This window comes from Bacillus sp. JK74 (assembly GCF_053663395.1).
On the sequence record NZ_JBSJQB010000004.1, the window covers coordinates 149342 to 174583 of the forward strand.

27 protein-coding genes, 1 pseudogene and 1 riboswitch are annotated in these 25242 nt (G+C 39.1%); of the genes and pseudogenes, 24 read left to right on the forward strand and 4 right to left on the reverse strand.

From position 1 onward, the window contains the following. The first annotated feature begins 13 nt into the window (after nucleotides 1-13). Nucleotides 14-1303 (forward strand): MFS transporter, encoded by a 1290-nt coding sequence (locus ACWJJ5_RS13970; RefSeq protein ID WP_454022474.1) that lies wholly within the window; start codon nucleotides 14-16, stop codon nucleotides 1301-1303. Nucleotides 1304-1394: 91 nt separating this feature from the next. Here the strand turns inward: ACWJJ5_RS13970 and cotR are convergent, their stop codons facing one another. Continuing rightward, the gene (gene cotR, locus ACWJJ5_RS13975; protein ID WP_454022475.1) at nucleotides 1395-2363 is read right to left on the reverse strand and encodes a sporulation hydrolase CotR; all 969 of its coding nucleotides are present in this window, start codon (nucleotides 2361-2363) and stop codon (nucleotides 1395-1397) included. A gap of 203 nt (nucleotides 2364-2566) precedes the next feature. Between cotR and ACWJJ5_RS13980 the strand changes: the two genes are divergently transcribed. From ACWJJ5_RS13980 to ACWJJ5_RS13990, 3 genes are all read left to right on the forward strand, one after another. Next, on the forward strand, nucleotides 2567-3043 hold the full coding sequence (locus ACWJJ5_RS13980; protein ID WP_070082684.1) for a DinB family protein: 477 nt from the start codon (nucleotides 2567-2569) through the stop codon (nucleotides 3041-3043). A gap of 35 nt (nucleotides 3044-3078) precedes the next feature. Continuing rightward, the gene (locus ACWJJ5_RS13985) at nucleotides 3079-3444 is read left to right on the forward strand and encodes a cupin domain-containing protein (protein WP_454022476.1); all 366 of its coding nucleotides are present in this window, start codon (nucleotides 3079-3081) and stop codon (nucleotides 3442-3444) included. 161 nt (nucleotides 3445-3605) lie between these two features. Continuing rightward, nucleotides 3606-3791, forward strand: coding sequence for a hypothetical protein (locus ACWJJ5_RS13990; RefSeq protein ID WP_015388652.1), 186 nt, complete (start codon nucleotides 3606-3608; stop codon nucleotides 3789-3791). Between the two features lie 597 nt (nucleotides 3792-4388). On the opposite strand, the gene ACWJJ5_RS13995 is transcribed toward ACWJJ5_RS13990, so the two are convergent. Continuing rightward, on the reverse strand, nucleotides 4389-5075 hold the full coding sequence (locus tag ACWJJ5_RS13995) for an NAD(P)H-binding protein (protein ID WP_049627955.1): 687 nt from the start codon (nucleotides 5073-5075) through the stop codon (nucleotides 4389-4391). Nucleotides 5076-5474: 399 nt separating this feature from the next. On the opposite strand from ACWJJ5_RS13995, the gene ACWJJ5_RS14000 reads away from it, so the two are divergent. The 5 genes from ACWJJ5_RS14000 to ACWJJ5_RS14020 all read left to right on the forward strand — a co-directional run bounded on the left by ACWJJ5_RS14000 (nucleotide 5475) and on the right by ACWJJ5_RS14020 (nucleotide 8527). Further along, on the forward strand, nucleotides 5475-6293 hold the full coding sequence (locus ACWJJ5_RS14000; protein WP_049627956.1) for an oxidoreductase: 819 nt from the start codon (nucleotides 5475-5477) through the stop codon (nucleotides 6291-6293). Between the two features lie 114 nt (nucleotides 6294-6407). Then, nucleotides 6408-6899, forward strand: a complete 492-nt coding sequence (locus tag ACWJJ5_RS14005) for an alpha/beta fold hydrolase (protein ID WP_049627957.1) — start codon at nucleotides 6408-6410, stop codon at nucleotides 6897-6899. A gap of 44 nt (nucleotides 6900-6943) precedes the next feature. Further along, complete coding sequence (locus tag ACWJJ5_RS14010) at nucleotides 6944-7243, forward strand: alpha/beta fold hydrolase (protein ID WP_156524396.1); 300 nt, start codon at nucleotides 6944-6946, stop codon at nucleotides 7241-7243. Nucleotides 7244-7536: 293 nt separating this feature from the next. After that, nucleotides 7537-8094 (forward strand): AraC family transcriptional regulator ligand-binding domain-containing protein, encoded by a 558-nt coding sequence (locus ACWJJ5_RS14015; protein ID WP_454022477.1) that lies wholly within the window; start codon nucleotides 7537-7539, stop codon nucleotides 8092-8094. After that, nucleotides 8057-8527, forward strand: a complete 471-nt coding sequence (locus ACWJJ5_RS14020; RefSeq protein ID WP_454022478.1) for a helix-turn-helix domain-containing protein — start codon at nucleotides 8057-8059, stop codon at nucleotides 8525-8527. The genes ACWJJ5_RS14015 and ACWJJ5_RS14020 overlap by 38 nt, the downstream gene beginning before the upstream one ends. A 572-nt stretch (nucleotides 8528-9099) precedes the next feature. Here ACWJJ5_RS14020 and ACWJJ5_RS14025 read toward each other — a convergent pair. Beyond that, on the reverse strand, nucleotides 9100-9666 hold the full coding sequence (locus tag ACWJJ5_RS14025; protein ID WP_049627960.1) for a TetR/AcrR family transcriptional regulator: 567 nt from the start codon (nucleotides 9664-9666) through the stop codon (nucleotides 9100-9102). 187 nt (nucleotides 9667-9853) lie between these two features. Between ACWJJ5_RS14025 and ACWJJ5_RS14030 the strand changes: the two genes are divergently transcribed. From ACWJJ5_RS14030 to ACWJJ5_RS14055, 6 genes are all read left to right on the forward strand, one after another. Beyond that, nucleotides 9854-10681 carry an oxidoreductase gene (locus ACWJJ5_RS14030; protein WP_173613263.1) on the forward strand — a complete coding sequence of 276 codons (828 nt, stop codon included), beginning with the start codon at nucleotides 9854-9856 and terminating at the stop codon, nucleotides 10679-10681. A gap of 116 nt (nucleotides 10682-10797) precedes the next feature. Further along, nucleotides 10798-11997 carry a cytochrome P450 gene (locus ACWJJ5_RS14035; RefSeq protein ID WP_049628794.1) on the forward strand — a complete coding sequence of 400 codons (1200 nt, stop codon included), beginning with the start codon at nucleotides 10798-10800 and terminating at the stop codon, nucleotides 11995-11997. A 72-nt stretch (nucleotides 11998-12069) separates the two neighbouring features. After that, nucleotides 12070-12318, forward strand: a complete 249-nt coding sequence (locus ACWJJ5_RS14040; RefSeq protein ID WP_049627962.1) for a ferredoxin — start codon at nucleotides 12070-12072, stop codon at nucleotides 12316-12318. Nucleotides 12319-12452: 134 nt separating this feature from the next. Continuing rightward, complete coding sequence (locus tag ACWJJ5_RS14045; protein ID WP_454022479.1) at nucleotides 12453-13586, forward strand: diflavin oxidoreductase; 1134 nt, start codon at nucleotides 12453-12455, stop codon at nucleotides 13584-13586. Between the two features lie 519 nt (nucleotides 13587-14105). Next, nucleotides 14106-14426 (forward strand): hypothetical protein, encoded by a 321-nt coding sequence (locus tag ACWJJ5_RS14050; RefSeq protein WP_070081414.1) that lies wholly within the window; start codon nucleotides 14106-14108, stop codon nucleotides 14424-14426. Between the two features lie 397 nt (nucleotides 14427-14823). Further along, nucleotides 14824-16170: an FAD-binding oxidoreductase gene (locus ACWJJ5_RS14055; RefSeq protein ID WP_070081415.1), complete on the forward strand. Its 1347-nt coding sequence runs from the start codon at nucleotides 14824-14826 to the stop codon at nucleotides 16168-16170. A 77-nt stretch (nucleotides 16171-16247) separates the two neighbouring features. On the opposite strand, the pseudogene ACWJJ5_RS14060 reads toward ACWJJ5_RS14055, so the two are convergent. Further along, a pseudogene (locus tag ACWJJ5_RS14060) lies at nucleotides 16248-16546 on the reverse strand (VOC family protein). A gap of 194 nt (nucleotides 16547-16740) precedes the next feature. On the opposite strand from ACWJJ5_RS14060, the gene ACWJJ5_RS14065 reads away from it, so the two are divergent. From ACWJJ5_RS14065 to ACWJJ5_RS14105, 9 genes are all read left to right on the forward strand, one after another. Beyond that, nucleotides 16741-17682 carry a cation diffusion facilitator family transporter gene (locus ACWJJ5_RS14065; RefSeq protein WP_146276178.1) on the forward strand — a complete coding sequence of 314 codons (942 nt, stop codon included), beginning with the start codon at nucleotides 16741-16743 and terminating at the stop codon, nucleotides 17680-17682. A 63-nt stretch (nucleotides 17683-17745) separates the two neighbouring features. After that, the gene (locus ACWJJ5_RS14070; RefSeq protein ID WP_070081416.1) at nucleotides 17746-18783 is read left to right on the forward strand and encodes a flavin-containing monooxygenase; all 1038 of its coding nucleotides are present in this window, start codon (nucleotides 17746-17748) and stop codon (nucleotides 18781-18783) included. A gap of 348 nt (nucleotides 18784-19131) precedes the next feature. Further along, complete coding sequence (locus tag ACWJJ5_RS14075; protein WP_070081417.1) at nucleotides 19132-19665, forward strand: cupin domain-containing protein; 534 nt, start codon at nucleotides 19132-19134, stop codon at nucleotides 19663-19665. Between the two features lie 434 nt (nucleotides 19666-20099). Next, nucleotides 20100-20480, forward strand: a complete 381-nt coding sequence (locus ACWJJ5_RS14080; protein ID WP_070081418.1) for a hypothetical protein — start codon at nucleotides 20100-20102, stop codon at nucleotides 20478-20480. Nucleotides 20481-20594: 114 nt separating this feature from the next. After that, a riboswitch (TPP riboswitch) is annotated at nucleotides 20595-20698 on the forward strand. Nucleotides 20699-20775: 77 nt separating this feature from the next. After that, nucleotides 20776-21240, forward strand: coding sequence for a TIR domain-containing protein (locus ACWJJ5_RS14085; RefSeq protein ID WP_014417011.1), 465 nt, complete (start codon nucleotides 20776-20778; stop codon nucleotides 21238-21240). After that, nucleotides 21237-22247, forward strand: a complete 1011-nt coding sequence (locus tag ACWJJ5_RS14090; RefSeq protein ID WP_102422376.1) for a thymidylate synthase — start codon at nucleotides 21237-21239, stop codon at nucleotides 22245-22247. The genes ACWJJ5_RS14085 and ACWJJ5_RS14090 overlap by 4 nt, the downstream gene beginning before the upstream one ends. Further along, on the forward strand, nucleotides 22244-23002 hold the full coding sequence (locus ACWJJ5_RS14095) for a class I SAM-dependent methyltransferase (protein WP_060675335.1): 759 nt from the start codon (nucleotides 22244-22246) through the stop codon (nucleotides 23000-23002). The genes ACWJJ5_RS14090 and ACWJJ5_RS14095 overlap by 4 nt, the downstream gene beginning before the upstream one ends. 14 nt (nucleotides 23003-23016) lie before the next feature. Beyond that, a complete protein-coding gene (gene thiD, locus ACWJJ5_RS14100) occupies nucleotides 23017-23835 on the forward strand; it encodes a bifunctional hydroxymethylpyrimidine kinase/phosphomethylpyrimidine kinase (RefSeq protein ID WP_454022480.1) in 819 nt (272 codons plus the stop codon). A gap of 11 nt (nucleotides 23836-23846) precedes the next feature. Beyond that, nucleotides 23847-25082: an HAD-IIA family hydrolase gene (locus ACWJJ5_RS14105; RefSeq protein ID WP_070081421.1), complete on the forward strand. Its 1236-nt coding sequence runs from the start codon at nucleotides 23847-23849 to the stop codon at nucleotides 25080-25082. Nucleotides 25083-25242: the final 160 nt, after the last annotated feature.

A 25242-nucleotide genomic window follows, 5' to 3' on the forward strand; every position in this document is an offset into this window, starting at 1 on the left:
TGGGGGGAGATAGATGAGAGTAAAATATCACTATGCATGGATCATTGTGTTTGTCACTTTTTTTACCTTTTTAGCAGTTCAAGGCGCGCGTCTTTCATTTGGAGCTTTTGTTGAACCATGGGAAAAAGATTTTTCTATGAATAGAGGAACAATCTCACTTATTTCCACTCTGAGTTTTATCATATATGGCATATCTCAGCCCATAATAGGGAGGCTGGTTGATAAATTAGGTCCCCGAATGATTTTGTCAGTCAGCACTTTCGTAGTCGGGATTAGCTTTATATTGACTTCTTTTGTAAATCATCCATGGCAATTATTTATCCTTTACGGAATTGTTATCTCAGTCGGTGTCGGAGGGGCATCCAATGTAGCCGCAACAGTTGTTGTTACAAATTGGTTTAATGAAAAACGCGGACTTGCTTTTGGAATTATGGAGGCAGGGTTTGGCGCTGGTCAGATGCTTCTTGTTCCCGGCTCTCTTATTTTGATTCAATGGTTTAACTGGAAGTTAACTGTAGTGATTTTGGGTCTGCTTTTAATGGTTATTGTGTTTCCTGTCATACTGTTATTTTTACGGAATCATCCCGGCGAGATGGGGTTATCTCCTATGGGCGGTTTTATGAAAGCAGGAGCTGAAAGTGAACAGCATACGGCCCGCTTTTCTGTTTGGGCTGTGTTTTGCAAGAAACAATTCTGGTTTTTAATATTACCTTTTGCTATATGCGGTTTTACAACTACAGGGCTGATGGATACTCACCTTATCCCTTTTTCTCATGACCATGGATTTTCAACAAGTGTAACCAGTGCCGCAGTTAGTGTATTGGCGGGATTTAATATATTGGGGATAATCATTTCAGGAATTGCGGCAGACCGTTGGAGCAGTAAAAAGATGCTTATTCTTTTATATGCCATACGCGCATTATCAATTTGTATCCTGTTATATAGTCATCATCCGGTCATATTACTTATTTTTGCCACCCTGTTTGGACTAGTTGATTTTGCAACTGTAGCCCCTACTCAAATGTTAGCCACGCAATATTTTAAACAATATTCAGTTGGTTTTATTTTAGGCTGGTTATTCCTGAGCCATCAGATAGGATCAGCGCTGGGAGCTTATGTACCGGGTTTTCTCTATAGTGAAATGGGTAACTATGATCTTTCTTTTTATTTCTCAATTATTATTTTGTTGGGAGCGGCAATATTTACTTTCTTACTGCCTGAAACGGTGAAAATAAAAAAAGAGCAAAAACCGACCGATTCAGCTTCAAATGAAACAGTATCCCAGCGTGTGAATACCCCGTGAAGGTCCAAATCCTCTCAGCCGCATTAAAAATACCAAGGGTTTGAGTCCCTTGGTATTTTTTGTTCATTGTATGATGATGTAAACTTCTTGCTTATTTAGCGCTGTCGTTCCAGTTTTTCTCTATAAATGTATTCGCAGGCTGTAAGTTGGTTTTGTTCGCAATTTCAATGACAGCGGGAACCACGGAAGGGTCTGTTTTGGAGAAGTTAGGAATCCGCGGATCTAACCGGAAAAAGCGATCTCCCAGCAGATTCGCGCTGACCATGGATTCATAGTAGCCATTTCCGCCGGAGATCATCTGAAGAAATGGCAGTAAAGGTTCATTAGGCGACCTGTCCAAAAGGACTCCCCAATTTGGAGGAAGGTTCTTCAGATTTTCGGGACGTATGTTATCCGCACTTACCATTCCCCATCCCCTCGTATCTCTTCTTAACCGAGTCGGGGCTTCACCTGTCCCGATGGATAGCGCCGCAATTTGATCCAATGGCACGTTGGCTTTACCAACCGCAAACGCGATACTGGCCGTACTGGGGTTCGTTGCCACTACATATCCGTCCACGTAGTTTTGATAGGCGCGCTGTGTCGCGGGAGCACCGCTGCTCCGCAGTATGACATCACTCACTTTCTCATTTAAATAGGGAGAGCCGGGAAAGTTGTGAAATAATACGGGCGTCCAACGATCCAGTGCCGGGGAGTATAATTTGAATGAAGGGACAACAATTCGTTTTCTTACATCTTTAAGACGAAGGCCTGGCGGGAAAAAGTTTCGTACCGCTTTAATAAAACCGGAATATGGTAATTGCTGATTGAAAACAGGTCCGCCCGGCCGGGAAGTGCTGAATGTGGGCAGGATTTCATCCTCAAAATACTGAAGTGTTTCCCTCGGAGATCTTCCGCTTGCTAGTGCCAGGGCAGTAAATGAACCGATTGAATTTCCCGCAAATACATGGGTTCGGCTTATTAATGCCGGATTTTCTTCAGCCAGTCTGTTCAATAGTTGTAAACTTAAAGCACCTAATGTACCGCCCCCGTCAAAGGTCATGATCCGATATTTTGCCAAAGCTGATTTCTCCTTTCTGATGAAAACTATCATTCAGTATATGTTCAGCCAGAGTCTATTGTATGGATGAATGAATATCTTCTTATCTTAAAAATGGTTTGATTATCAATCCAGCGAGTCGGGAAAGGATATGTTTTTTATTTGAAGAGGTTTTTTCCGTGAAGAAGGAGAATTATTATTTAAAAATAAAAGGGGGAAAATACTTGAATACAATTGACCTTATTGTTTTACATTTTGAAGAGGTAAGACGGCGAAGCATCAAGTTATGGACAGCTGTACCTGAGGAAAAAATGGACTGGCGCCCGGATTCCGAAGCAATGTCGTGCAAGGAAATGATAAGACATGTATTAGAAGCGGAATTTCTTTATCATCACATTTTACTAAAACAAATGAATGAGTCTTCAGAGGAATCCGAAAACCCGTATGAATCAAAAACGTTTACCACAGTAACCGAAGAATTAGAATTCGCAAAACCGTATCGGGCCGAGTTTTTGTCATTCATCAAATCGTTAAACGAAACAGATTTAACAAATATAAAGATTGACAGGTCTGATGTTGGATATATTCGCGAACTGGGAGACATGTTATTAAGAATCGCTTACCATGAGTCTGTACATACGGGTCAGCTTTTAGACTACCTCAGAACTGCTGAGGTTGACAGGCCTTTAATTTGGGACTAGTAAAATGATTGAGTTTTACACGGGAAGGGGAAAGAATGGAATATAAACCGATTAATTTCCAAGAGAAATTAGCTGCGTTCCAAGATCAATGGTCTCCAAAAGTAATCGCTGAAATGAATGATTATCAATTTAAACTTGTTAAAGTACAAGGGGATTTTGTTTGGCATAAGCATGACGAAACAGATGAAGTCTTTATTGTTATTAAGGGACATTTAATCATTGAATTTCGTGATGGAGAAGTAAAATTAAATGAAGGTGAAATGTTTGTCATTCCGAAAAATGTTGAACATAAACCTTATGCAGAATCAGAGTGTAACATTTTGCTTGTAGAACCTAAAGGTGTTGTGAATACCGGGCAGGAAATAACTGATCAAACAGCTGAAAATGATGTCTGGGTCTAGCCTGTAACAAAAAACGATCAAAACTCCGAAAGACCGAATGACATTAGAGACAATGATCAGGAAAACCAATTAAGAATGATTTAAGGTTAAATATTGAAAAATTTTGTTGATATTATAATACATTGTTTGGAAATGTAATCATTTTATAAGGAGTTTTCTAATTGCGTTGGAGTAAATGGTTCAATATTTTTTGCATAGCAGCATTGGGATCAATATATGGCTATAAATTGTTTACTAACCAAGAAGTCAGTACGGCTCGTGTAATCATAGCTGCTGCAATTATCTTGTGGAACATTGTCGGACTTTTTAGCAAAGAACCAGTAAAACAAACACAGCAAGCAAACTAAAAGCCAAAAAATACTTTCCAATCGTTCAATAAAAAGTTGGTACAGAAGGATGCTGCAGCGTGCAGCATCCTTTTTATCATTCCTGGAAAGCGCAATGAAAATAAACGTCCATAACAAGTGATATGATTATAATGTTTAAGACCCAGTGGAGGAATACCCGTGAAGCACAAGTCCTCCCGGCCGCATCTCAATAATACCAAGGGTTTAACGGCCTTTGGTATTATTTTTTGTGTAGAAAATACGGCTATGGAAGTCTTGCTCACTATAACTCATCAGTTACTTAAAATAAGCGGTCGGCAGTTTCCGTCGGTTTATTAGGAAAAAGATGTTCTTAAGTATTCATTGTAAAGAAACGGAACTATGTCCTAAGCGTTTCTCATCACATTCCATAACGTGTTGTTGGATTGGAACATTTAACAACAAGCTGTATCCGTTTTGGATCAGAAAGCGTTAATGTTTTCTCTTCCTCGTCGAAGACGGCTTTTGGGCATCACCAAAAGACTTTCACCATTTGAGGAACAATAGCGTAAACATAAACAAGTTTCATACATAGCAACTTGAGAAACGACTAACCTTGACATTCAGTTATGTTTATATTTAATTAACTCTTTGTGAGAGATAATTGTTATCAATCTGTATCATGTCACGAGATTCATAAATCATTAAAGGCTCCTTATCTCTAAGAGCGGATTGATTCATTGCATGTGCAACCACACTTGGTTTTATGCCCATTTTAGCTTGAATGGATAGAGGAAAAGCCCATGAAGTATATTTAACTAATTTTACAGCAATAAGTTCACCTAATCTGAATTCTTCTCGATCAGCGATTAATAATGAAGGTCTAAATACGGAAAGCTTAGGTAGGTTTAAAGATAAGAGTTTGTCCTCCAGTTCGCCCTTTATTCGAGTGTAAAACATGTTCGATTTAGGATTTGCCCCCATAGCACTCACCAATAAAAAATGACTTAAGCCATTCTTTTTTGCCAGTGTCGCTATCTGGTATGGATATTCGACATCAACTTTATACATCTGGTCCTTTGATTTCGCTTTTTTTATTGTTGTACCCAAACAACAAAATACATCTGTTACCTCTTCGGCTGGATACTCATCTTCTAAATGATCAAAATTAATTTTAAGTACTTTGAGTTTTTCATGCTCTATCTCAAGTGGTTTTCTAGCCAATACAATAATTTCACTATATGACTCGTTTTTCAGGAGGATTTCGATTAGTTTAGTACCAACTAAACCAGTTGCTCCAACGACTAAAGCTTTTTTGTCACTCAATATGATCACTTCCAATTCGGTTTAAGTCTTCAAAACTAATCGCTTTCGTGTTCGCCTTTCTCACTCCTCTTAACGACAGTCAGCTCGGCTTATGCTCTCCAAACGGCTTTGCTATTGTCTTCTCATATCTGCTTCAGATGTAAAACAAATCCAATTTATTCTTTGAGTATTATATTCTCGTTCTCCTAGGCTTTATTGTATCCATTTTTTATTTTATTACAAACTGGTTTGATTCTAATAGCCATTAGAAGCCGTGCTTTTCTATTTTTATTTCTAAACCCTTACAGTTCTGTAACTTCAGATGGCGCGTATTATCAAAAAACTGACGCCTTTAGCTATATAGTTATTCATGATAGGAATGTATGATTACACTATAAATTCAATGGGGGGAAGATAGATATGAATAAAAAAGTTATTTTGATTACTGGAGCAAGCAGCGGAATTGGCTATCATACAGCGGAAGTGTTGGCAAAACAAGGACATAAAGTATACGGAGCTGCTAGACGGGCAGAAAAAATCCAGCCATTATCTGCGGTGGGTGTAGTTGCAGTAAAATTAGACGTAACAAATGAAGAATCTATGCAAAAAGCCATTCAAACAATCATCAAAGCTGAAGGTAAAATCGATGTATTAATCAACAATGCCGGTTATGGCTCTTATGGTGCTGTAGAGGATGTTAAGATCGAAGAAGCAAAAAACCAATTTGAGGTAAATCTCTTTGGTCTTGCCCGGCTGACACAGATTGTTTTACCGCATATGCGACAACAACAATCAGGTCGAATCATCAATACTTCTTCAATGGGTGGACGTCTGACAAGTTTCATGGGCGCATGGTATCATGCGACGAAATATGCGCTGGAAGGATTCAGTGATGCTTTACGAATGGAAGTTAAACAATTTGGCATTGATGTTGTGTTGATTGAACCAGGCGGAATAAAAACAGACTGGGGATTTATCGCCGCTGATCACTTAGAAGAATCAGCAAATGGGGGAGCCTATGAAGCAGCCGCAAAGAAAGCTGCTGCGGGTATGAGAAAACAATACTCATCTAATATGCTTTCAAATCCGTCGGTCATTTCAAATGCTATTTCAAAAGCGATAAATAAGAGAAGACCTAAAACTCGCTATTTAGTAGGTTTTGGTGCAAAACCATTAGTGTTCATGCACACTATTTTGCCGGACAGAGTATTTGATTTTATTATGAAGAATGCCAGCTGACTGACTTGGGATGGCACCATTATTAATGACCGAAATCCGTATTTTTCAAAGTGAAAAAATAGATCAGTGAAAGTAAAGCAATCAACAAAATCATTAGAATTGGAGCAAATAGATTTGAATAACGTAAAAAGAATAAATTTCTTTAAACGTGATGGATTGACTTTTAATGTTATTGATAAAGGCCCAATAGATGGAGAAGTTGCAGTCCTTTTACATGGCTTTCCACAAAGGGCTTCATCTTGGTCAAACGTAATGAAAGAATTAAACAAAGCTGGATATCGTACAATTGCTCCGGATCAACGAGGATATTCCCCAGAGGCCAGACCAAAAGGACGTTATGCTTATAGAGTGTCAGAATTAGCAATGGATGTTGTTGAACTAATCAAACAGCTTATTACAGGACCCGTTCATTTAGTAGGTCATGATTGGGGTTCTTTCGTTGGGTGGACTGTTGCTGGTAAATATCCCAAGTTTATTAAGACGTGGACTTCTGTATCTTTACCGCATCCTAAAGCATTTGTTCGTTCCCTGTTTTTAAGTAAACAGTCTTTCCATTCTTGGTATATGCTTTTTTTCAGTTACCTCTTATACCTGAATTCCTATTAACCAACATGCGCTCTTTGAGAAATACAATGCTTAAAAATGGGGGGATGGATGACGAACTTGTAAATAGGTATGAACAAGAAATGATTAAAGAGAGAGCGTTAAAAGGGGGGATAAATTGGTACAGAGCAATGCCTTTCTTCGGAAAAGCACTTAACATAAATGTTCCAACCACTCATATATGGGGAGACAAAGATGTTTCATTAGAAAGAAAGGGTGCGGAATTGGCAGGGAACTATGTAAACAGCTCATATAATTTTGAAATCATTGAAGACGGAACTCATTGGCTTCCTGACCAATCCCCTAAACAGCTTGCTAAGTTATTAATTAAATCGTTTGAAAGGTAATAAATGAGTTGTTGCTATACTATTGGTGATTATTAATAACTACAGCATTAAAAGAACTACCCATAGCAGCCGATAAAGGCAGATGCTGCGGATATAAGAAATCAATGCTCTTCTAGTATGCTATAAAACTGCCGGTCATTTCAATTGCTGTTTCACAAGAGAAAACTAAAAATTCATTATTCAGTTGGCCCTTGTATAAAACTAACAGTGTTTATGTACACTGTTTTATCAGTTAGAGCCTTAAATTTATGATGAAGAACGTAAGCTAATCAATTTAGAAAGAAGTTTTTAAAATGAAGTTAACAATTACTACTCAATTTCAAGAATTTATTTTGAGCTTAGGACTTTCTATGGAGGATTTATTGCGCCGTGCGGGGATTCCAAACTTACTTTGGAAAGAGGAACTTGTCGTTACTGATCAAGAATACTATCGTTTATTACATGAATTTGATCTTTTAGTAACGGACGAGCAACTTTTAGCTTTTAGCGAAGTTAAAAACATTAACATGTTTATGCCGCCTATTTTTGCAGCGCTGTCTGCCCAAAATGGTATAGAAGCACTGCACCGGTTTGCCACCTACAAGCAGCTGATTGGTCCTGTTTCAATTCGTGTACAAGCGCTCGAAGAGGTGGTTAGTGTTCACTTTTCGTTTATTTATCCTGAGCAGAAACTTCCGCGCTTTGCGCTATTAAATGAACAGCTGCTCTTGATTAGTCTGTTAAGGACAGGAAGCGGTGCGGACATTAACCCGCTCACGATCAGCGGCCCATTTGAATATGGCGGACAGATTGAAGGGTATGTAGGAGGGAGCTGTGCCAGAAGTAGGGGAAGAGAATCAGCTGGTGTTTAAAGTGGAAGATTTAAATCGGCCATTTTTAACCCAAAATAATAGCATGTGGCAATATTTAGAGCCGGCACTAAAAAATAAACTCGCAGAGCTCTCAGCTCAAAGGTCATTTTCAAGTACTGTTCAGACAGCCTTATTTCAAGCAATACCTAGCGGTAACTTCTCATTAGAAGAGATTGCACATTCATTAGGAGTCAGTCCTAGAACGCTTCAGCGCAATTTAAGTGCTGAGGGTACTGCCTTTAATCAACAATTACAAGCAACACAAAAAATGCTTGCGCTGAATTATGTGCAAAATGATAGCTTAAACATGAATGAGATCACGTATCTTGTAGGATACGCAGACCCTAGTTCATTTTCCAGAGCTTTTAAAAAATGGACAGGCAAGACAATCTCTCATTATAAAAAGGAGAACACTGAGAAGAGAGAGGGATAATGATGGAACAGCATTTTAAAGCGGTCGGAATTTTTGCTGATGATATACCGGCCGATGGCAATCAGGATCGCTTAGGCTTAACACCGGATTATGGGAAAGAAACGAAGTAAGAGGAGTAGACTATGATGTGTTTACTCCTCTTTTTCTGTCTATGAACCTTTTGTTGTAATTGATGTAAATTTGCGCTGACTGCTCTGGTGTTTCTTTTCTCTCCGTATCGATCCACTGTTCAAGTATGTCAAATTCCGCAGAATCGAATTCATAATAATACTTCAAAATCCTTCATTAAGTCAGCTTTGAATTTCTAAAATACCGCAGGGGCGTATTCCTCTAAATGTTTCACATTCTTTTTCAGCCTCTAATATTCAAATCGTACTATTCAGCAGCAAGTAATTTGTAACGCTTTTCTTCCGTCGAATTCTTTATAAGATATTTTAGCTAAGGATTATAGAATGTTGATTACTTGCAAATCATTAAAAAACAGCTGTCTTTTTTTTAGACAACTGTCCCTTGACCTTCACCTCATTATAAAGATATAAGGAAAACTTTGTGAATCGGCGTATGACAGTTAATCAGCTCTTCAAATGAGGGTTATTTAATGCAATATCAGAGTAAATTTGAGCTAATTGCTTTGGGGTTTCCTGGGTGCCGCTGGCAATCCATTTTTCAAGCATGTGCCAAATGCCTGCGGAATGGAAGTCATTATAATACTTTAAAAACGTATCATCAAAATCTTTCATTACATGAGCTTTAAATTTTTCAAATACAGTAGGTGCATATATTCTCAAGTGCTTGAGAATCATAATAAAAAGATTATTTTTATAAATAAGCTTTAAAAAATCGACATGTTCATACCAAAACTCGAAGTAGGCATAAGACATGGAGTAAGGCGTGAGTGATTCTAAAGATTCAAATGCTTTTTCAGTCTCCTTCATTAACCCTGAAATATATTCGTAAAGCACATCTTCTTTAGAGTCAAAATTACGATAAAAAGTTTTTCGTACCAGTCCGGCTCTATCTGAAATTTCCTTAATCGAAATCTTATCATAAGGCTTTTCTTCCATTAGTTTTAACAATGCTTCAATAATCCATTTCCTTGAACGGATAGAAATAGGATTATTACTTTTTTCGTTATTCATTCATCATGATCTCCTTATCAAAACAAATGTCTCATATTCTCAAATATGTATCACTTGTTCTCAATATATTGACTTGAACTTCTCCTATTCATTATAATTCACCTTAACGAGTGATACAAGTGTGTATCTTGATACATGTGTTACATTTTATCGGTCGAACAAATCTCTTCCTGGAGGAATGGACGGTATGACTCAGAATAAAAAAGGCGTGGTCTTAATTACGGGGGCATCCGCAGGGATGGGGAAGGCGACTGCGGAGCTCTTGCTAGAACGAGGGTATATTGTTTATGGAGCGGCAAGACGTGTAGACAAGATGAAAGACTTAGAAGTAAAAGGTGCAGAGATTTTAGCTATGGATGTGACAGACGAACAGTCTATGATCGATGGTGTAAACCGAATCATTCAGGAACAAGGAAGAATCGATGTGTTATTTAATAATGCAGGCTATGGCTCTTATGGGGCTGTAGAAGATGTTCCGCTAGATGAAGCGAAAAGACAGTTTGAAGTAAACCTTTTCGGACTAAGCCGTTTAACCCAATTAGTATTACCCCATATGAGAGAGCAAAGATCAGGTAAGATCATTAATAACTCCTCAATGGGCGGAAAAGTTTATACTCCATTAGGTGCATGGTATCATGCGACAAAGCATGCATTGGAAGGCTACTCTGATTGTCTTCGTTTTGAAGTTGCTCAATTTGGGATAGATGTAGTGATTATTGAGCCAGGATCAATTGAGAGTGAATGGAACGATATTACTTTAGAGAACGTTCAAAAAACTTCTGGTCATACAGCATATGCAAAGATGACAAAAGCCTTCGTAGATATGTCAAAAAGGTCACCAAAATCGACTTCTCCAAAAGTCATCGCAGAAATTGTCTTACGAGCGATTGAATCAAAAAAGCCAAGGACTCGATATGTAGCCGGACAGTTTGCAAAACCTCTGATCACACTGAGAAAACTAGTATCTGACCGCATGTTTGATGGCATTCTTTATAGAATGTTTAAGCTGAAGTAAAAGATACTTTTGAATTTGATGAAATGGTTCTTTATTAAGATAGACAAGAACTAAAAAACATAGAATCGCACAACCTGCGGGTATTAATCAAAGGAGTGTTAACATTGAAAAAAGAAATGAAAGGTCAACAATTTTTACCGATAAACGACATTAAAGGAGGAGCGGACAAAGTTGATGCATATAATCCCTTTTCTTGGTATGAAAAGATGAGAAAAGAGTCTCCTGTTTACTATGATCAAAATACAGGAATATGGAGTGTCTTTCTTTACGAGGATATAAAAAGAGTGCTCAGTGAAAAAGAAACCTTTTCAAGTCACTTTTCAACAAATAAAGGTTCCATCGGCAAAACATTGATTAATCAAGATCCGCCTAAACATACTCAAATAAGATCGATTGTTAACCGAAGCTTTACCCCGCGCGTAATGAAGGAGTGGGAGCCGCGCATTCAAGCGATTACGGATGAACTCATCCAGCGTATGGATGGAAAAGAAAAAATCGATATTTATAAAGACTTTGCCCATCCTCTTCCGATTATAGTGATTTCTGAGTTGTTAGGCGTACCTTCTGAATATATGGATCAATTTAAACAATGGTCTGATGTCTTAGTCAGTTCACCAAAAAGCAGTAAAGAGGAAGACATGAAAGAATTTTTAACTGCCCGAGAAACAGCAGAAAGAGAATTAGAAGAATTCTTTCAAACGATTATCGCGGAAAAACGAAAAAATTTAAGCAACGATCTTATTTCAATCCTTATACGGGCAGAAGAAGAAACTCTTAAAATATCGGAGAAAGAATTGATTCCTTTCTGTAACCTTTTATTAGTAGCCGGAAACGAGACGACAACTAATCTCCTAACAAATGCTGTTTTTAGTATATTGGAAAATGAAGGAGTTTACGATGAACTAAGAAATGATTTGTCTCTTATTCCTTCGATGGTTGAAGAATCTTTACGCTATCGTTCACCTGCACAGGTTCTCAGACGTAAGGTGATACGGGATACAGAGATAGGCGGTCAACAGTTGCGAAAAGGTGAAACGGTTATTGTATGGATTGGCTCAGCGAATCGTGATGAAAATAAGTTTAAAGATGCATCGACGTTTGATATTCATCGTAAACCAAATCCTCATATCGCTTTTGGGCACGGAATTCACTTTTGTTTAGGAGCGCCTTTAGCACGTATGGAAGCAAATATTGCGATGACGGCATTAATTAAAAAATATTCTTCTATCTCTCTTCCAGAAGGGTTTACTCTGGATCCAATCGAGAGCAGTGCCGTATATGGACTAAGAAGTTTTCCTGTACTTGTAAAACAATAATCCATCAACATGCAGGACGCAGAAATCCAATAGAGGGCAGGATATACAAAAGGAGACGGAGGTGAGCCGAAGTTGGCTAAGTACACGATTGTAGATAAAGAAACTTGCATTGCATGCGGAGCTTGCGGAGCCGCAGCACCGGATATTTATGATTATGATGAGGAAGGGCTTTCCTTTGTTATTCCGGATCATAATCAAGGGACAGCCGAGGTGCCGGATGTACTGGAGGACGATCTGATGGAAGCCTTCGAAGGCTGCCCAACAGAAGCGATTAAAGTGGCAGATGAACCATTCGATGGAGATCCTCTTAAATTTGAGTAAAGCCTTCATAAGTACAGGGATGAAAACCTAAGAAAAGCTATAGTAAGTGAACCATCAACGCACCCATTGAAAGTGTTAAACTTAGAGTTGAGGTTTATACAATCTACTATATATCGAATAAAGGAAGATGAAAGATGCCAGAGTATTCAAGAAACAACCCCTTTCCAGCAAAGGTGCTCAAAAATATTAATTTAAACCATGAGGGCTCTAATAAAGAAACAAGACATATTGAATTATCCTTAGAAGGTTCAGGGTTTTCTTACGTTCCAGGTGATGCTCTGGGTATCGTACCAGAAAATGATCCAGAATTAGTAGCTGAACTTCTGGCAGAAATGCAGTGGGACGGAGAACAGGTTATAACGATTAATAAGAAAGGCGATACGCTTCCGCTGAAGGAAGCCTTAACAACCTATTTCGAAATTACGTTACTAACGAAGAAAATTTTACAACAAGCAGCAGAATTCACAGAAAGTGAAGAGCTAAAAGTACTTGTGACTTCTGAAGATGCAAGTCAAATAAAGGAATATATGTATGGACGCGATTTACTGGATTTGTTACGTGAATTTGGTCCGTGGAAAGCTTCTGCTCAAGACATCACAGCTCTTTTAAGAAAAACCCCGCCGCGTCTTTACTCGATTGCCAGCAGTTTAGCTGCACATCCGAATGAAGTACATGTAACAATAGGCGTTGTACGTTATAACTCTTACGATAGGGATCGAAAAGGAGTTTGTTCGGTTCAATGTGCAGAACGTGCAGCAGAAGGGGATACGCTTCCCATCTTCATCCAACCCAATAAGCACTTCCATCTGCCGGAATCGGAAGAAACAGATATTATTATGGTTGGTCCAGGAACAGGGATTGCGCCATTCCGTTCCTTTATTGAGGAACGTGCAGTAAATAAAGTAAGCGGGAAAACATGGTTATTCTTTGGAGATCAGTATTCAGCAACCGATTTCCTTTATCAAGACGAGTTAGAGAAGTATCAAGAAGAGGGCGTACTTACAAAGGTAGATAAAGCGTTCTCTCGTGATACAGAACAAAAAGTATATGTACAACATAAAATGCTCGAAAACAGCAAGGAAGTGTATCAATGGTTACAAGACGGAGCTTATTTCTACATTTGCGGAGATAAGGAGTATATGGCAAAAGACGTTCATGAAACATTGATATCCATTATTGAAGAAGAAGGAAACATGAGCCGTGAGGAAGCTGAAGAACAGCTGGCAGCCATGAAAAAAGAAAAACGTTATCAACGTGATGTATATTAATAGTGATTAGTTAGAGAGAGCAGCTCCATTTCACAATGTGATGGAGTTGTCTTTTTTTATGAAGTTTTCACTCCATAATAATCTTCCATACTTTGTAAACGAAATGGCCGGTTTCAAAATTGCAGAAGATCAAGCTAGGGACTAAAAGGAAGAACAGAACTTTCCTTTTTTACTCGGACAGTTTGAAAACTAATTTATCGTTAAGTCCCGGCCGCATTAAGAAGACCAAGGGTTTTAGTCCCTTGGTCTTTTTTGTGTCCGTTACTCTTACGTCTAGTAGAACTTGCAGTCTTTGATGGGAGCAGTAATCTTGTATTCACTTTTAATGATAGAAAGTGCCTTAAAAACATGTTTTTCTTTTCTTATACGGTCAATATCAGTCAAGCATCCAGAATCTGTTGCAATGATAAATGAAAATTGCCCTAAAAATGTGCCGGTTCATCAAAATACCAGTCCAAGCTGCAGTTCTTTCTTTACATAGTATGTAGAGATTAAAAAATGAGAGAAGGAGTGGCGGTAATGTATTATAACGAAGGTGAAGATCAACAGTACGTTCCGAAGAAAAAGCCATACAATGAAGCCTGTGACCTTGGTCATGATTTTGATATGGCGGACGACGCAGCAAGAGCGGAAGCGGCAAGAGAAGCAGAAGCGAGAGCCAGAGCGGAAGAAGCCATAGCAAGGGCGGAAGAAGCAAGAGCCAGAGCGGCAGAAGCAGCAAAAGCAGCAGCAGAAGCAAAGGTAGAAGCGGCAAAATTAGCAGCCAAAGCGAAATGTAAAAAACGTCATAAGAAAGAGAAAAAACATGATTGCAAACGTAAGCACAAGAAGAAAAAATAAGAGCTTTTCATCATGTAAAAGATAAATTTCAATGTGTATTGATTTTATCCGTACAGGGGTGCAAAAACGATAAAGAAAAAGATTCTTGTCGGGGGATCAAACAGAAAGATTGCTCAGCCGGTGTCTCAGCAGAACTACGCATGGCAGGGCAAACATAATGTTCTATGGACTTCCATAGTCAGGTCGGGATATCATGCCGATAAATGTAAATGCCTATCATGATAAAAAGGCAGGAGAGACAAGGGTTTCGGCAGGTTGCCGCTCTTGTCTTTTTTTGTTTTTTCTCATCTTCGCGTATATGTATCTATTTTTAAGTTTGCAGAACACCTGTCTAAGAATTTGTCCAATTCCTGCATATACTGGTATCGGAATCAAATGCTTATTGGGAGTGAAATAGATGGGATCAGCACAGTTAACGGGACGTGTCATCTTCAAAGGGGACCCCGGCTATACACAGGCGGTTAAGAATTGGAACCCTTATGTTGATGTCTGTCCGCTTGTCTTTGTTTTTGCACAAAATTCATACGATGTAAGTAATGCTATTAAATGGGCTCGTGAGAAGAATGTGCCTTTGCGTGTCAGAAGCGGCCGCCATGCTCTGGATAAAAATCTTTCCACGGTAAGTGATGGGATTGTTATTGATGTGAGTGACATGAATAAAGTTTTCTTAGATGAAAAAAACGCGGTAGCAACCGTTCAAACCGGCATTCACGTCGGCCCGCTTGTAAAAGGTTTAGCTCGGGAAGGTTTTATGGCCCCGTTCGGAGACAGTCCAACCGTCGGAATCGGAGGAATCACGATGGGAGGCGGATTTGGAGTGCTTTCACGATCGATCGGCCTGATAAGTGATAACCTTCTCGCACTGAAAATGGTAGATGCCAAAGGCAGGATCATTCAAGCAAATCATTCCCGCAATGAAGATTTACTGTGGGCTTCCAGAGGCGGCGGGGGAGGCAATTTCGGATATAACACCCAATATACATTCAAAGTTCACCGTGCCCCTAAAACCGCAACCGTCTTTAATATCATTTGGCCGTGGGAACAGTTAGAAACGGTATTTAAAGCGTGGCAAAAATGGGCGCCGTTTACAGACGAACGATTAGGATGCTACCTTGAGATTTACAGCAAAGTAAATGGTTTGTGCCATGCGGAAGGGTTGTTCCTCGGTTCAAAACCGGAGCTGATTCAATTATTAAAACCTTTATTAAATGCCGGAACGCCGGCACAAACAGTAATCAAAACACTATACTATCCGGATTGTATAGATTTTTTAGATCCTGACGAACCGATTCCCGGCAGGTCTGATCAGAGTGTTAAATTCTCATCGGCGTGGGCGCTCAATCTTTGGCCGGAAGAACCTATTGCAGTAATGAGACAATTTTTAGAAAAAGCGACTGGGACAGAAACCAATTTCTTTTTTATCAATTGGGGCGGCGCGATAAGCAGAGTTCCAAGCAGTGAAACAGCCTTCTATTGGCGCCGTCCATTATTTTATACGGAATGGACGGCCAGTTGGGAAAATAAATCACAAGAAGCTTCGAATCTTGCATCAGTTGAAAGAGTGCGTCAGCTGATGAAACCATATGTAACAGGTTCATATGTGAATGTTCCGGATCAAAATATCGAGAACTTCGGAAAAGCATATTATGGCTCAAACTTTGCAAGGCTTCAAAGAATAAAGGCGAAATATGATCCCGAAAATGTCTTCCGTTTTCCGCAAAGCATCCCGCCATCGTATAAATAGGTTGATCGTTGTGGGAAACAAAATAAAAAACACACCAGAACATTCAGGTGTGTTTTTATTGTTGCTGTAAAATTTGGTTATTCACTTGCATCCCAGTGCGAATTCCAAACGATTTCCCACAAGTGCCCGTCGGGGTCTTGGAAGTGAACGGCGTATCCGCCACAAAAAGTATCATGAGCGGGATCAGTTATCGTAACGTTTGATTCATGTGCGGTGTTTTTGGGTCCCAAAGGGCAAGTTTCCGTCCCGTTTGCAAGTCGTTCAAATCTGTACCGGCTGTTCCTTCTGTAGGCAGACCCAAGCCATCCCGATAGAAGTGCAGCGATTTTTCTAAATTGTCTGCGCCTAAAGTAATTGCTGTAATCCGCGGCTTCATAGCAATGCAACCTCCCAAGCTAAGCTAATGATAAGAAACATTTTCATTGAAAATATTTTGACATTTCAGTAAAGAACCTATATATTCATATATGAGCACATAATCATATAATGTTATTTTTGTGTCCGTGTTAGAATGCTTCATAGCAGAAAAGAAATAATAAATACAGTGTATTAGATAAGGAGGAGATTTTTATGGGTCACAATCACAATCACGCTGGCGGATCCAATAAGAAGGTTTTATTGATCTCTTTTATCATGATTACAGGTTATATGATAATAGAAGCGATAGGCGGATTTTTAACCAATAGTTTAGCGCTTTTGTCAGATGCAGGCCATATGCTGAGTGATTCAATCTCATTAATGGTGGCTCTGATTGCTTTTAAATTGGCCGAAAAAAAGGCAAGTCATCATAAGACATTCGGCTACAAACGATTTGAGATTCTTGCAGCTGTGATCAACGGTGTTGCATTAATATTGATTTCCCTTTATATCATTTATGAAGCAATCAAACGTTTCTCTCATCCGCCGGAGGTAGCAACAACCGGCATGCTGACGATTAGTATCATCGGGTTAGCTGTGAATATATTGGTCGCTTGGATTATGCTGAACGGCGGAGATACAAAGAATAACCTGAACATTAGAGGAGCTTACTTACATGTGATAAGTGACATGCTCGGATCTGTAGGTGCCATACTGGCTGCGATCCTTATCATCTTCTTCGGGTGGAGCTGGGCAGATCCAGCGGCCAGTGTCATTGTGGCTATTCTTGTTCTGAAAAGCGGTTACCATGTGACGAAAGACTCCATTCACGTATTAATGGAAGGAACTCCGGAAAATATCAATGTCACTGACATCATTCATACAATTGAAGAGACAGAAGGAATTCAAAGTATTCATGATTTGCACATATGGTCTATCACAAGCGGATTGAATGCTCTTTCCTGCCACGCTGTTGTTAACGATCAGCTGACCATTTCTGAAAGTGAAAGTATTTTACGCAAAATTGAACATGAACTTGGAGATAAAGGCATTACACATGTAACCATTCAAATGGAAACAGCTGCGCATAATCACGACAATACGATTCTTTGTCAGGCCCAAACTGAGAATCCGCGTGACCATCATCATCATTAAAGGAGGAGATAGGGACTCACTTTGTCTGCTGACAATTAAGATAAAACCGGAGGGGGGATTCATATGTACGACACGATAGTAATCGGAGCCGGTCAGGCAGGAATCTCAGTAGGATATTATCTAAAGAAGTCGGAACAAAAGTTTATCATTTTGGATAAAAGTCATGAAGTGGGGGAAAGCTGGAAAAACCGGTATGACTCATTGGTTTTATTTACTTCTCGAATGTACAGCTCTTTGCCGGGAATGCATCTTGAAGGAGACAAGCATGGACTCCCTTCAAAAAATGAAATTGCTGCTTATCTGAAAAAATATGTTGAAAGATTTGAAATCCCGATCCAATTACGGACAGAAGTAATAAGTGTCCAAAAATTAAACAACTATTTCTTAATAAAAACAAACCGGGAAGAATATCAAACGAAGAATCTTGTGATGGCCGCAGGTCCTTTTCATACCCCTAACATCCCATCAATATCAAAGGATGTAGCCGGTCATATTCATCAATTACATTCTTCACAATATAAACATTCAAAACAACTGGCGCCTGGGAATGTACTAGTAGTCGGCGGCGGGAATAGCGGGGCTCAGATAGCTGTTGAATTATCCAAAGAAAGAGTTACATATTTGGCTTGCAGTAATAAACCGGTTTATTTCCCTTTATGGATTGGAAAAAGAAGCATTTTTTGGTGGTTTGATAAATTAGGAGTTTTACATGCAAGTCATACATCAATATTAGGCAAGTTCATTCAAAAGAAAGGCGACCCCATATTTGGGTATGAATTAAAACATGCAATAAGACAGAAGAAGATCATCTTAAAACAAAGAGTCATAGCCGGAAAGCAGAATGAAATCATTTTTAAAGACTCATCTTCAATAGAAGTAAACAATGTTATTTGGGCAACTGGTTTTAAGAATCCGCTTTGGTGGATGAAAATAGAAGGTGTTTTGGATAAGGAAGGCCGAATTATACATCACCGGGGTGTTTCAGCTGCGGAGGGATTGTACTTTATTGGTTTGCCTTGGCAGCATAGGCGAGGTTCAGCGCTGCTTCAAGGTGTAGGAAATGATGCTGAATACATTGTAAAACAAATGAACGGTGGATAGACTGAGGAGAGCAGTAACTTACGGGTTTACTGCTCTTTTTTGTGTTGAATACGTCCAGTTATGTGACTGTGGCTGTTTTAATCGGCTTGTGGAACAGAAAACACAATATCTCTTGGTTGTCGGACTGGTGAGTGCATACCCCGGGCAGGTTCAAGTTTCTCGGCTGCAACAGTATTACCCAAGAGTTACAGGCCTTTGGTATTTTTTATGCAAACGGGTTTTGTGGCCAAAACGATTCTGCTAACTTCAGTCTTTTAGGCTGAACAAGGGAATTCCTTAGTGTGGCACACTCTCATTACAAAACGCATAGGATAATATCACAAAAATTTAAAATTGCGGGGATGAAAAATGTATTATATACCTTTTTCGCATCAATGTTATTATTGTGTGAATGTGCCGATGTATAGCGATGGAAGATCTGTTTATTGGACTGTTCCAAATAACTATGATCCTTCATACGAAGATAGAAACCTTCTCTTGAAAGATTATGGACCAAAACCATTTGTCGTGAATATCAATAAAGCCGCAAAACAAAACAATACGTTCCGTACGGCCCTATGGACAGGAAAGCATTTTCAAATTACTTTGATGAGTCTTGGCATTGGAGAAGATATCGGTTTGGAGATCCATCCTAACGTAGATCAATTCTTACGGATTGAGCAAGGCCGAGGGCTAGTTAAAATGGGCAAGAGTAAAGATCATTTAAGTTTCCGAAGAAATGTCTATGATGATTATGCCATTGTTGTCCCTGCCGGCACGTGGCACAATGTGATTAATACGGGTAATACGCCGTTAAAACTATATTCAATTTACGCTCCTCCCAACCATCCGTTTGGTACAGTTCATGTGACAAAGGCCGATGCAGCGGCTGCGGAAGATTAGTATAGGATTCCAGAGGACTTTGCTGCTGCAAAGACTATAAAAAAATCGTATTGGGACAGCATGATCAAATATAGCGATTGAATGGCTGAAACACAAAATATTAACGTTTCAGCTTGTCATAGTGCAGTTGATGCGATGCTTTATTCCACAACTACTCAACAGCAAATGTGGTTTTTTGTCTGACCATTTTAATTGATTGGCAGTCAGTGAAAATGAATTTGTAATAAATTTATCCTTGCTCCTCCTATAAGCGGCTTTAACAGCCAGGTTTCTGTTTCTCTTCAAACCATTTGCTGATACGGCTTCACGGAAGAAAATGACACGCTTTATTATGATTCATTCATCAATTGACTTCATATTATTTCATTTGATAACATAAAATGGTTATTGTCATTAAAAAAGGATACCCGTTTTTATAAGAAGGAGTCATAACGTTGCTGAAAAGGTTTTTTCTTGTTTTTCTTACGCTGATGATGTCTATATTTGCTGTATTCGCGGCTGCTGAAGAGTCTCCCGGCGATCATGTCATTTCTTTTGACGAGCCTATGATTTTATTGATCTCACTCGGAATCATTTTATGTTTGTTCATTCCGCCATTCGTCATGTCCTTTTTTAGCAGCTTGGTTGTAAGAATCATATCCGGCGTCTATCAATGTTTTATCGTTCTCACGTTTGCGGGCCTCATTCCGATTGGATTTCTGATTCCCCATGGCTTTTTGACAATTCTTGCTGCCGTTCTGGGGACTTTGGTCAGTTCAGCGAGTGTTGCCGTGACCTTATTCGTTGGCAGGAAAAAAGAGGCCGGAAGGTTTTAAAACTAGTGGGTAAGCTGCAAGGAAGGGAAATCCCAGAGATATCCGCAGCGCTTTTTGCCGGTCATTGTTTGACTATTTATATGGAATAGCATAGAATTAAAGTAAATATTTATAAAAAGTCACTAGGGGAGCTTTAATAGCTGAGAAGAGACAATACGTCCTGACCCTTTGAACCTGATTTGGTTAATACCAGCGTAGGGAAGTGAAAAATTAGAGAGATTCTTTATCTTATCTATATTTAAGCCACTTTCCATAGAGGAAAGTGGCTTTATTTATTTTGAAAGGGTGATATGAAGTGGCGACGAAAAAAGTTTTTCTGGCAGGGCCTTTTAAAAGTTTAGTAGATGAGAAAACTGGATTGATGAGTACGTATGAGAGGGGAAAGCTGGAATCATTAATTTCCTTTTTTGAGAATGAAGGATGGCTGGTTCATAATGCTCACAAGCGGGAAGGGTGGGGGAAAGATTTCATGACACCCCTTCAATGCACTAAAATTGATTTTGATGAAATAAGCACTTGCGACCTTTTTGCAGCATTCCCCGGATCACCCGCTTCTCCCGGAACACATATAGAAATTGGATGGGCTTCTGCCTTGAAAAAAAAGATCGTGCTATTTCTAGAAAAGGACAAGGATTATGCTTTCTTAATTCAAGGGTTAAATGCAGTGGCGGATGTTGAGTACATCAGCTATAAAGATACAGATGATTTATTAGAGAACATTAAAAATATCTTTGCAGCATATAAGGCGGAATCTCAATGAGAAAGAGAACTTTTCATGAAGCATATATGGAAACGCTGTATGACATCTATCACAACCCTGAATTTTTCAATTCACCGCGCGGACAAAAAAGCAGAGAACAATTGAACTACCATCTGACTCTGGAAAATCCAATAGAACGTGTCACTTATTTATCCTCAAGAAAAACCAATATCGTGTTTAATTTTGCTGAAGTGTTATGGTATTTATCGGGGAGTAACGACTTAGATTTTATCAGTTATTACAATAAAAAAATGCCTTCATATTCAATGAATAAAAAAACATTAACAGGCACTGCGTATGGGCCTAAAATATTTGAATTCGGAAATGCAAAACTAAATCAATGGAATAGAATAAAAAATCTTTTGACACAAGAAGATATTGATTCAAAAAGGGCATTTATTCAAATATTCGATGCTTCGGAACTCTTCGTTTCAGAAAATATAGATGTTTCCTGCACAATCGGTTTGCAGTTTTTTGTGAGGGAAGGCGAATTATACATGTCTTCTGTCATGCGTGCAAATGATGCTTTTCGCGGGATGATCAGTGATCTTTTCTCATTTACCTTCATGCAGGAATTAATGGCCAGAGAACTGCGTTTAGAAGTCGGAGAATATTTTCATAATGCGGGATCAATCCATATTTATGATTCAGATCATGAATGGGCGAAAACGGTGCTTGAAGAAGCTGAAAATCACCATGATATTCCGGAATTTGAATTTCCGAAAATGCCTGAGGGAAATAACTGGCCGTCCATTGAAACAGTCTTAAAGTATGAAGAATTACTTAGGAAAGATCAAATTTCTATGACTAAAAACGATATTGAAATGCTCGATTTACCTGATTACTGGAAACAGATTCTTTTCCTTTTCAGTATATACCAGCATATTGCATATAAACGGGATATGGGTCATTCTCTATTTCAAAGTTTACTTCCTATATATCAATTTTTCGTCAGGAATAAGTGGTCTCATTATTTCTCAATTGAGCAAAAGGAGGAAATTCAATGAAAACTTCATGGAAAGAAGACAGTGTTGCTGGTAAATTCGATGCTTATAATGACGTTTTAGAACAAACGTTAGGTTTTGAGTTTGTTTTTCGTACTTTTGATAAAGCGGAGATTAAAAAGGTGCTGGATTTCGGATGCGGTCCGGGAAAGGTAGCTTATAGGCTGGCTGACAGAATAGGCTGCAATGTGATCGCAGTCGATGAATCAAGGAAGATGTTAGATATAGCAAAGGCAAAAAGACAACATCCTCATGTGGACTATCATTTAATTGAACACGATAATCTTTCCTTCTTACCAGATCACTCGGTTGATGCTGCAATGGCCTGTTATGTTTTTATTAATACGGATAGTGACCAGCGTATCAAAGGTATCATAAATGAAATTTTTCGTGTGTTAAAACCAGGAGCTTCATTTGTCATACTCGATACGAATCCTGATTCAACCGGAATTGAATTTTCAACCTTCCGCAATGGAATACCGGGGAAAGAATATTCTTACGGAGAAGAAAGAAATGAATGGCTCCATGTTCCGGGACAAGCAGATTTAATTTTAAATGATTTTCATTGGCCGAAGTCAATGTATTATAAACTATTAACTCATGCAGGTTTTGATAATGTAACTTTATCAGAACCAACGTTAAACGATATTGACCAAGAGCATGTAAAAGCCATAGAGAAAGAGTTTCAATTTAATAATTGGAAATGTGAAAAGGAATATCCGCCTTTTGTCATTTTTAAAGCAGTGAAACCTGCCTGAAGGAGGAGTGTAAGTTGACGGATATTTATAAAGCGCTTTCGATTGCTGGGACTGATCCTTCCGGAGGGGCGGGAATTCATGCGGATTTAAAAACATTTCAGGAACAAAAGGTATATGGAATGGCTGTTATTACATCAGTTGTTGCACAAAACACACTTGGTGTGAAAAGTTTTGAGGAGATGTCTCTACAGAATATATCTCAGCAAATAGACTGTGTCATGGATGATATAAAACCGGATGCTGTCAAAACCGGTATGCTTGCAAGTATAGAAATTATTGAATTGCTGGCAGAAAAGTTAAAAGACGCAAATATTCAATCGTATGTGATGGATCCGGTTATGATTGCTAAAAGCGGACATCATCTGCTCCATAAGGACGCCATTGATCATTTGAAGAAATTATTAATACCCCAAACAACTGTTATTACACCGAACATTCCGGAAGCGGAAGTAATCATCGGCAAATCAATCGAGACTGTACAGCAGATGCGTGATGCGGCGAAAGAAATAGTGGAGGTATACGGGGCGAAAAGTGCTGTCGTAAAAGGGGGGCACCTGAACGGAGAAGCCCGTGATATTTTGTACTTTGACGAGGACTTCGAGGAATTTGTTTCTCCCCGCTTTGATACAAAGCATACTCATGGAACAGGATGTACATTTTCAGCTGTGATAACTGCAGAGCTTGCAAAGCAGCACAGCATACCGGAATCAGTGGCAACTGGAAAGGAATTCATTTCAGCAGCCATTAAACATCCCTTAGGAATCGGGAAAGGACAAGGCCCTACAAATCATTTTGCGTATCGCTCAACTATTAACCAAGAGACAACCGCTTAAGGAGTGTTACGATGATTTCCAAGAATTATGATGTATTTTTATTTGATTTAGACGGAGTGATATATATAGGAGATAAAGCTTTACCAGGAGCTGTGGCCTCTTTAAAACGACTCCGTGAAGAAAAGAAAGCCATTCGCTTTTTAACGAATGATCCTTGTGTTACAAGAGAAACGATTGTGAAACGCCTTCATAAACTGGGGATTTCAGCAAGTATTGGTGAAGTGTTTACTGCGGGGTGGGCAACAGCTGATTACCTTGTCAGTGAAGGAATAAAGAAGGCATATATATTGGGAAATGACCAACTTAAAAGTGAAATTCAAAAGGCCGGTATTGATCTTACGGAAGATCAGGCGGAGGCTGTTGTCATTGGATGGGATCAGAATATTACATTTCAGGATGTGCATAAGGCAGTAAACCTCATCCGCTGCGGAGCTTCATTTATCGCTGCAAACGGGGATAAAACATTTCCTGCCGCTAACGGACCAGCTCCCGCGACAGGCGCTATAGTCGCGGCTGTTAAAACAGCAGCTGCTAAAGAGCCGATGATAATTGGAAAACCGGCGTCTTCAATATTTGAAAAAGTACTCGAGCCTTTTGAGGATAAAGAGAGATGCGTTATGATCGGGGATACGCCTGAAACAGATATTGTCGGAGCAAACCAAATAGGCATAACTTCCGTATTAGTTTCTGATCAACATACTTTATTTCCTGCAAAACATGATTTTAGAAATCCGGATGTTGTGATCCGCGATCTGAAGGACTTGTTCGATAATGAAATAAAGGCAGAAGTACGGAAAAAACCGGATTTCCAATGGACAGAACAAGTGAAAGCCGGAGTCGCTGGAATTATAATTAAAGAATCAAGTTCCGTTTTATTAATGAAGCGTGCTGATAATGGTTTATGGGGCATTCCTTCAGGCCATGTGGAACCTGGTGAAACAGTAGAACAAGCAATTATAAGAGAAATAGAAGAGGAAACTGGATTAGTGGTGAAAGTCTCTAAAATGATAGGCGTTTATTCTGATCCGAGTTCACAAACCTTTATATACCCTGACGGCAGAGTCAGCCATTTTATTACCAATTGTTTTCAATGTGACGTCATCGGCGGCACTTTGAAAAAGTCCACAGAGGAAGCCATGGAAATCAGATATTTTAATATCCATGAATTACCTGAACATCTTTTGCCGATGCACCCGAGATGGCTGGATGATGCTTTGGAAATGAAAGAGAATGCTTTTATTCGATAAGGAACAGTACGCCAAAAATACTTTTTGGGGGTTATTTACAAGAATTAACGGTTCTCAACCCGTATCTCTCGGCCGCGTTCCAAAAACACCAAGTGTCACAGACCCTTGGTGTTTTTTAATTCCGGCAGGACCTTAATGCAAGAGCGGCAGAAAAGAAGGT

What these genes read in the sequence shown, in the direction of transcription:
- ACWJJ5_RS14065 (WP_146276178.1), top strand. Translation starts at nt 16,741, where the DNA reads ATGGGTCACAATCACAATCACGCTGGCGGATCCAATAAGAAGGTTTTA.
- ACWJJ5_RS13970 (WP_454022474.1), top strand. Translation starts at nt 14, where the DNA reads ATGAGAGTAAAATATCACTATGCATGGATCATTGTGTTTGTCACTTTT.
- ACWJJ5_RS14000 (WP_049627956.1), top strand. Translation starts at nt 5,475, where the DNA reads ATGAATAAAAAAGTTATTTTGATTACTGGAGCAAGCAGCGGAATTGGC.
- ACWJJ5_RS14075 (WP_070081417.1), top strand. Translation starts at nt 19,132, where the DNA reads ATGTATTATATACCTTTTTCGCATCAATGTTATTATTGTGTGAATGTG.
- ACWJJ5_RS14105 (WP_070081421.1), top strand. Translation starts at nt 23,847, where the DNA reads ATGATTTCCAAGAATTATGATGTATTTTTATTTGATTTAGACGGAGTG.
- ACWJJ5_RS14035 (WP_049628794.1), top strand. Translation starts at nt 10,798, where the DNA reads ATGAAAGGTCAACAATTTTTACCGATAAACGACATTAAAGGAGGAGCG.
- ACWJJ5_RS14090 (WP_102422376.1), top strand. Translation starts at nt 21,237, where the DNA reads ATGAGAAAGAGAACTTTTCATGAAGCATATATGGAAACGCTGTATGAC.
- ACWJJ5_RS14055 (WP_070081415.1), top strand. Translation starts at nt 14,824, where the DNA reads ATGGGATCAGCACAGTTAACGGGACGTGTCATCTTCAAAGGGGACCCC.
- ACWJJ5_RS13985 (WP_454022476.1), top strand. Translation starts at nt 3,079, where the DNA reads ATGGAATATAAACCGATTAATTTCCAAGAGAAATTAGCTGCGTTCCAA.
- ACWJJ5_RS14025 (WP_049627960.1), bottom strand. Translation starts at nt 9,666, where the DNA reads ATGAATAACGAAAAAAGTAATAATCCTATTTCTATCCGTTCAAGGAAA.
- ACWJJ5_RS14030 (WP_173613263.1), top strand. Translation starts at nt 9,854, where the DNA reads ATGACTCAGAATAAAAAAGGCGTGGTCTTAATTACGGGGGCATCCGCA.
- ACWJJ5_RS14010 (WP_156524396.1), top strand. Translation starts at nt 6,944, where the DNA reads ATGGATGACGAACTTGTAAATAGGTATGAACAAGAAATGATTAAAGAG.
- ACWJJ5_RS14095 (WP_060675335.1), top strand. Translation starts at nt 22,244, where the DNA reads ATGAAAACTTCATGGAAAGAAGACAGTGTTGCTGGTAAATTCGATGCT.
- ACWJJ5_RS14070 (WP_070081416.1), top strand. Translation starts at nt 17,746, where the DNA reads ATGTACGACACGATAGTAATCGGAGCCGGTCAGGCAGGAATCTCAGTA.
- ACWJJ5_RS14015 (WP_454022477.1), top strand. Translation starts at nt 7,537, where the DNA reads ATGAAGTTAACAATTACTACTCAATTTCAAGAATTTATTTTGAGCTTA.
- ACWJJ5_RS14045 (WP_454022479.1), top strand. Translation starts at nt 12,453, where the DNA reads ATGCCAGAGTATTCAAGAAACAACCCCTTTCCAGCAAAGGTGCTCAAA.
- ACWJJ5_RS14050 (WP_070081414.1), top strand. Translation starts at nt 14,106, where the DNA reads ATGTATTATAACGAAGGTGAAGATCAACAGTACGTTCCGAAGAAAAAG.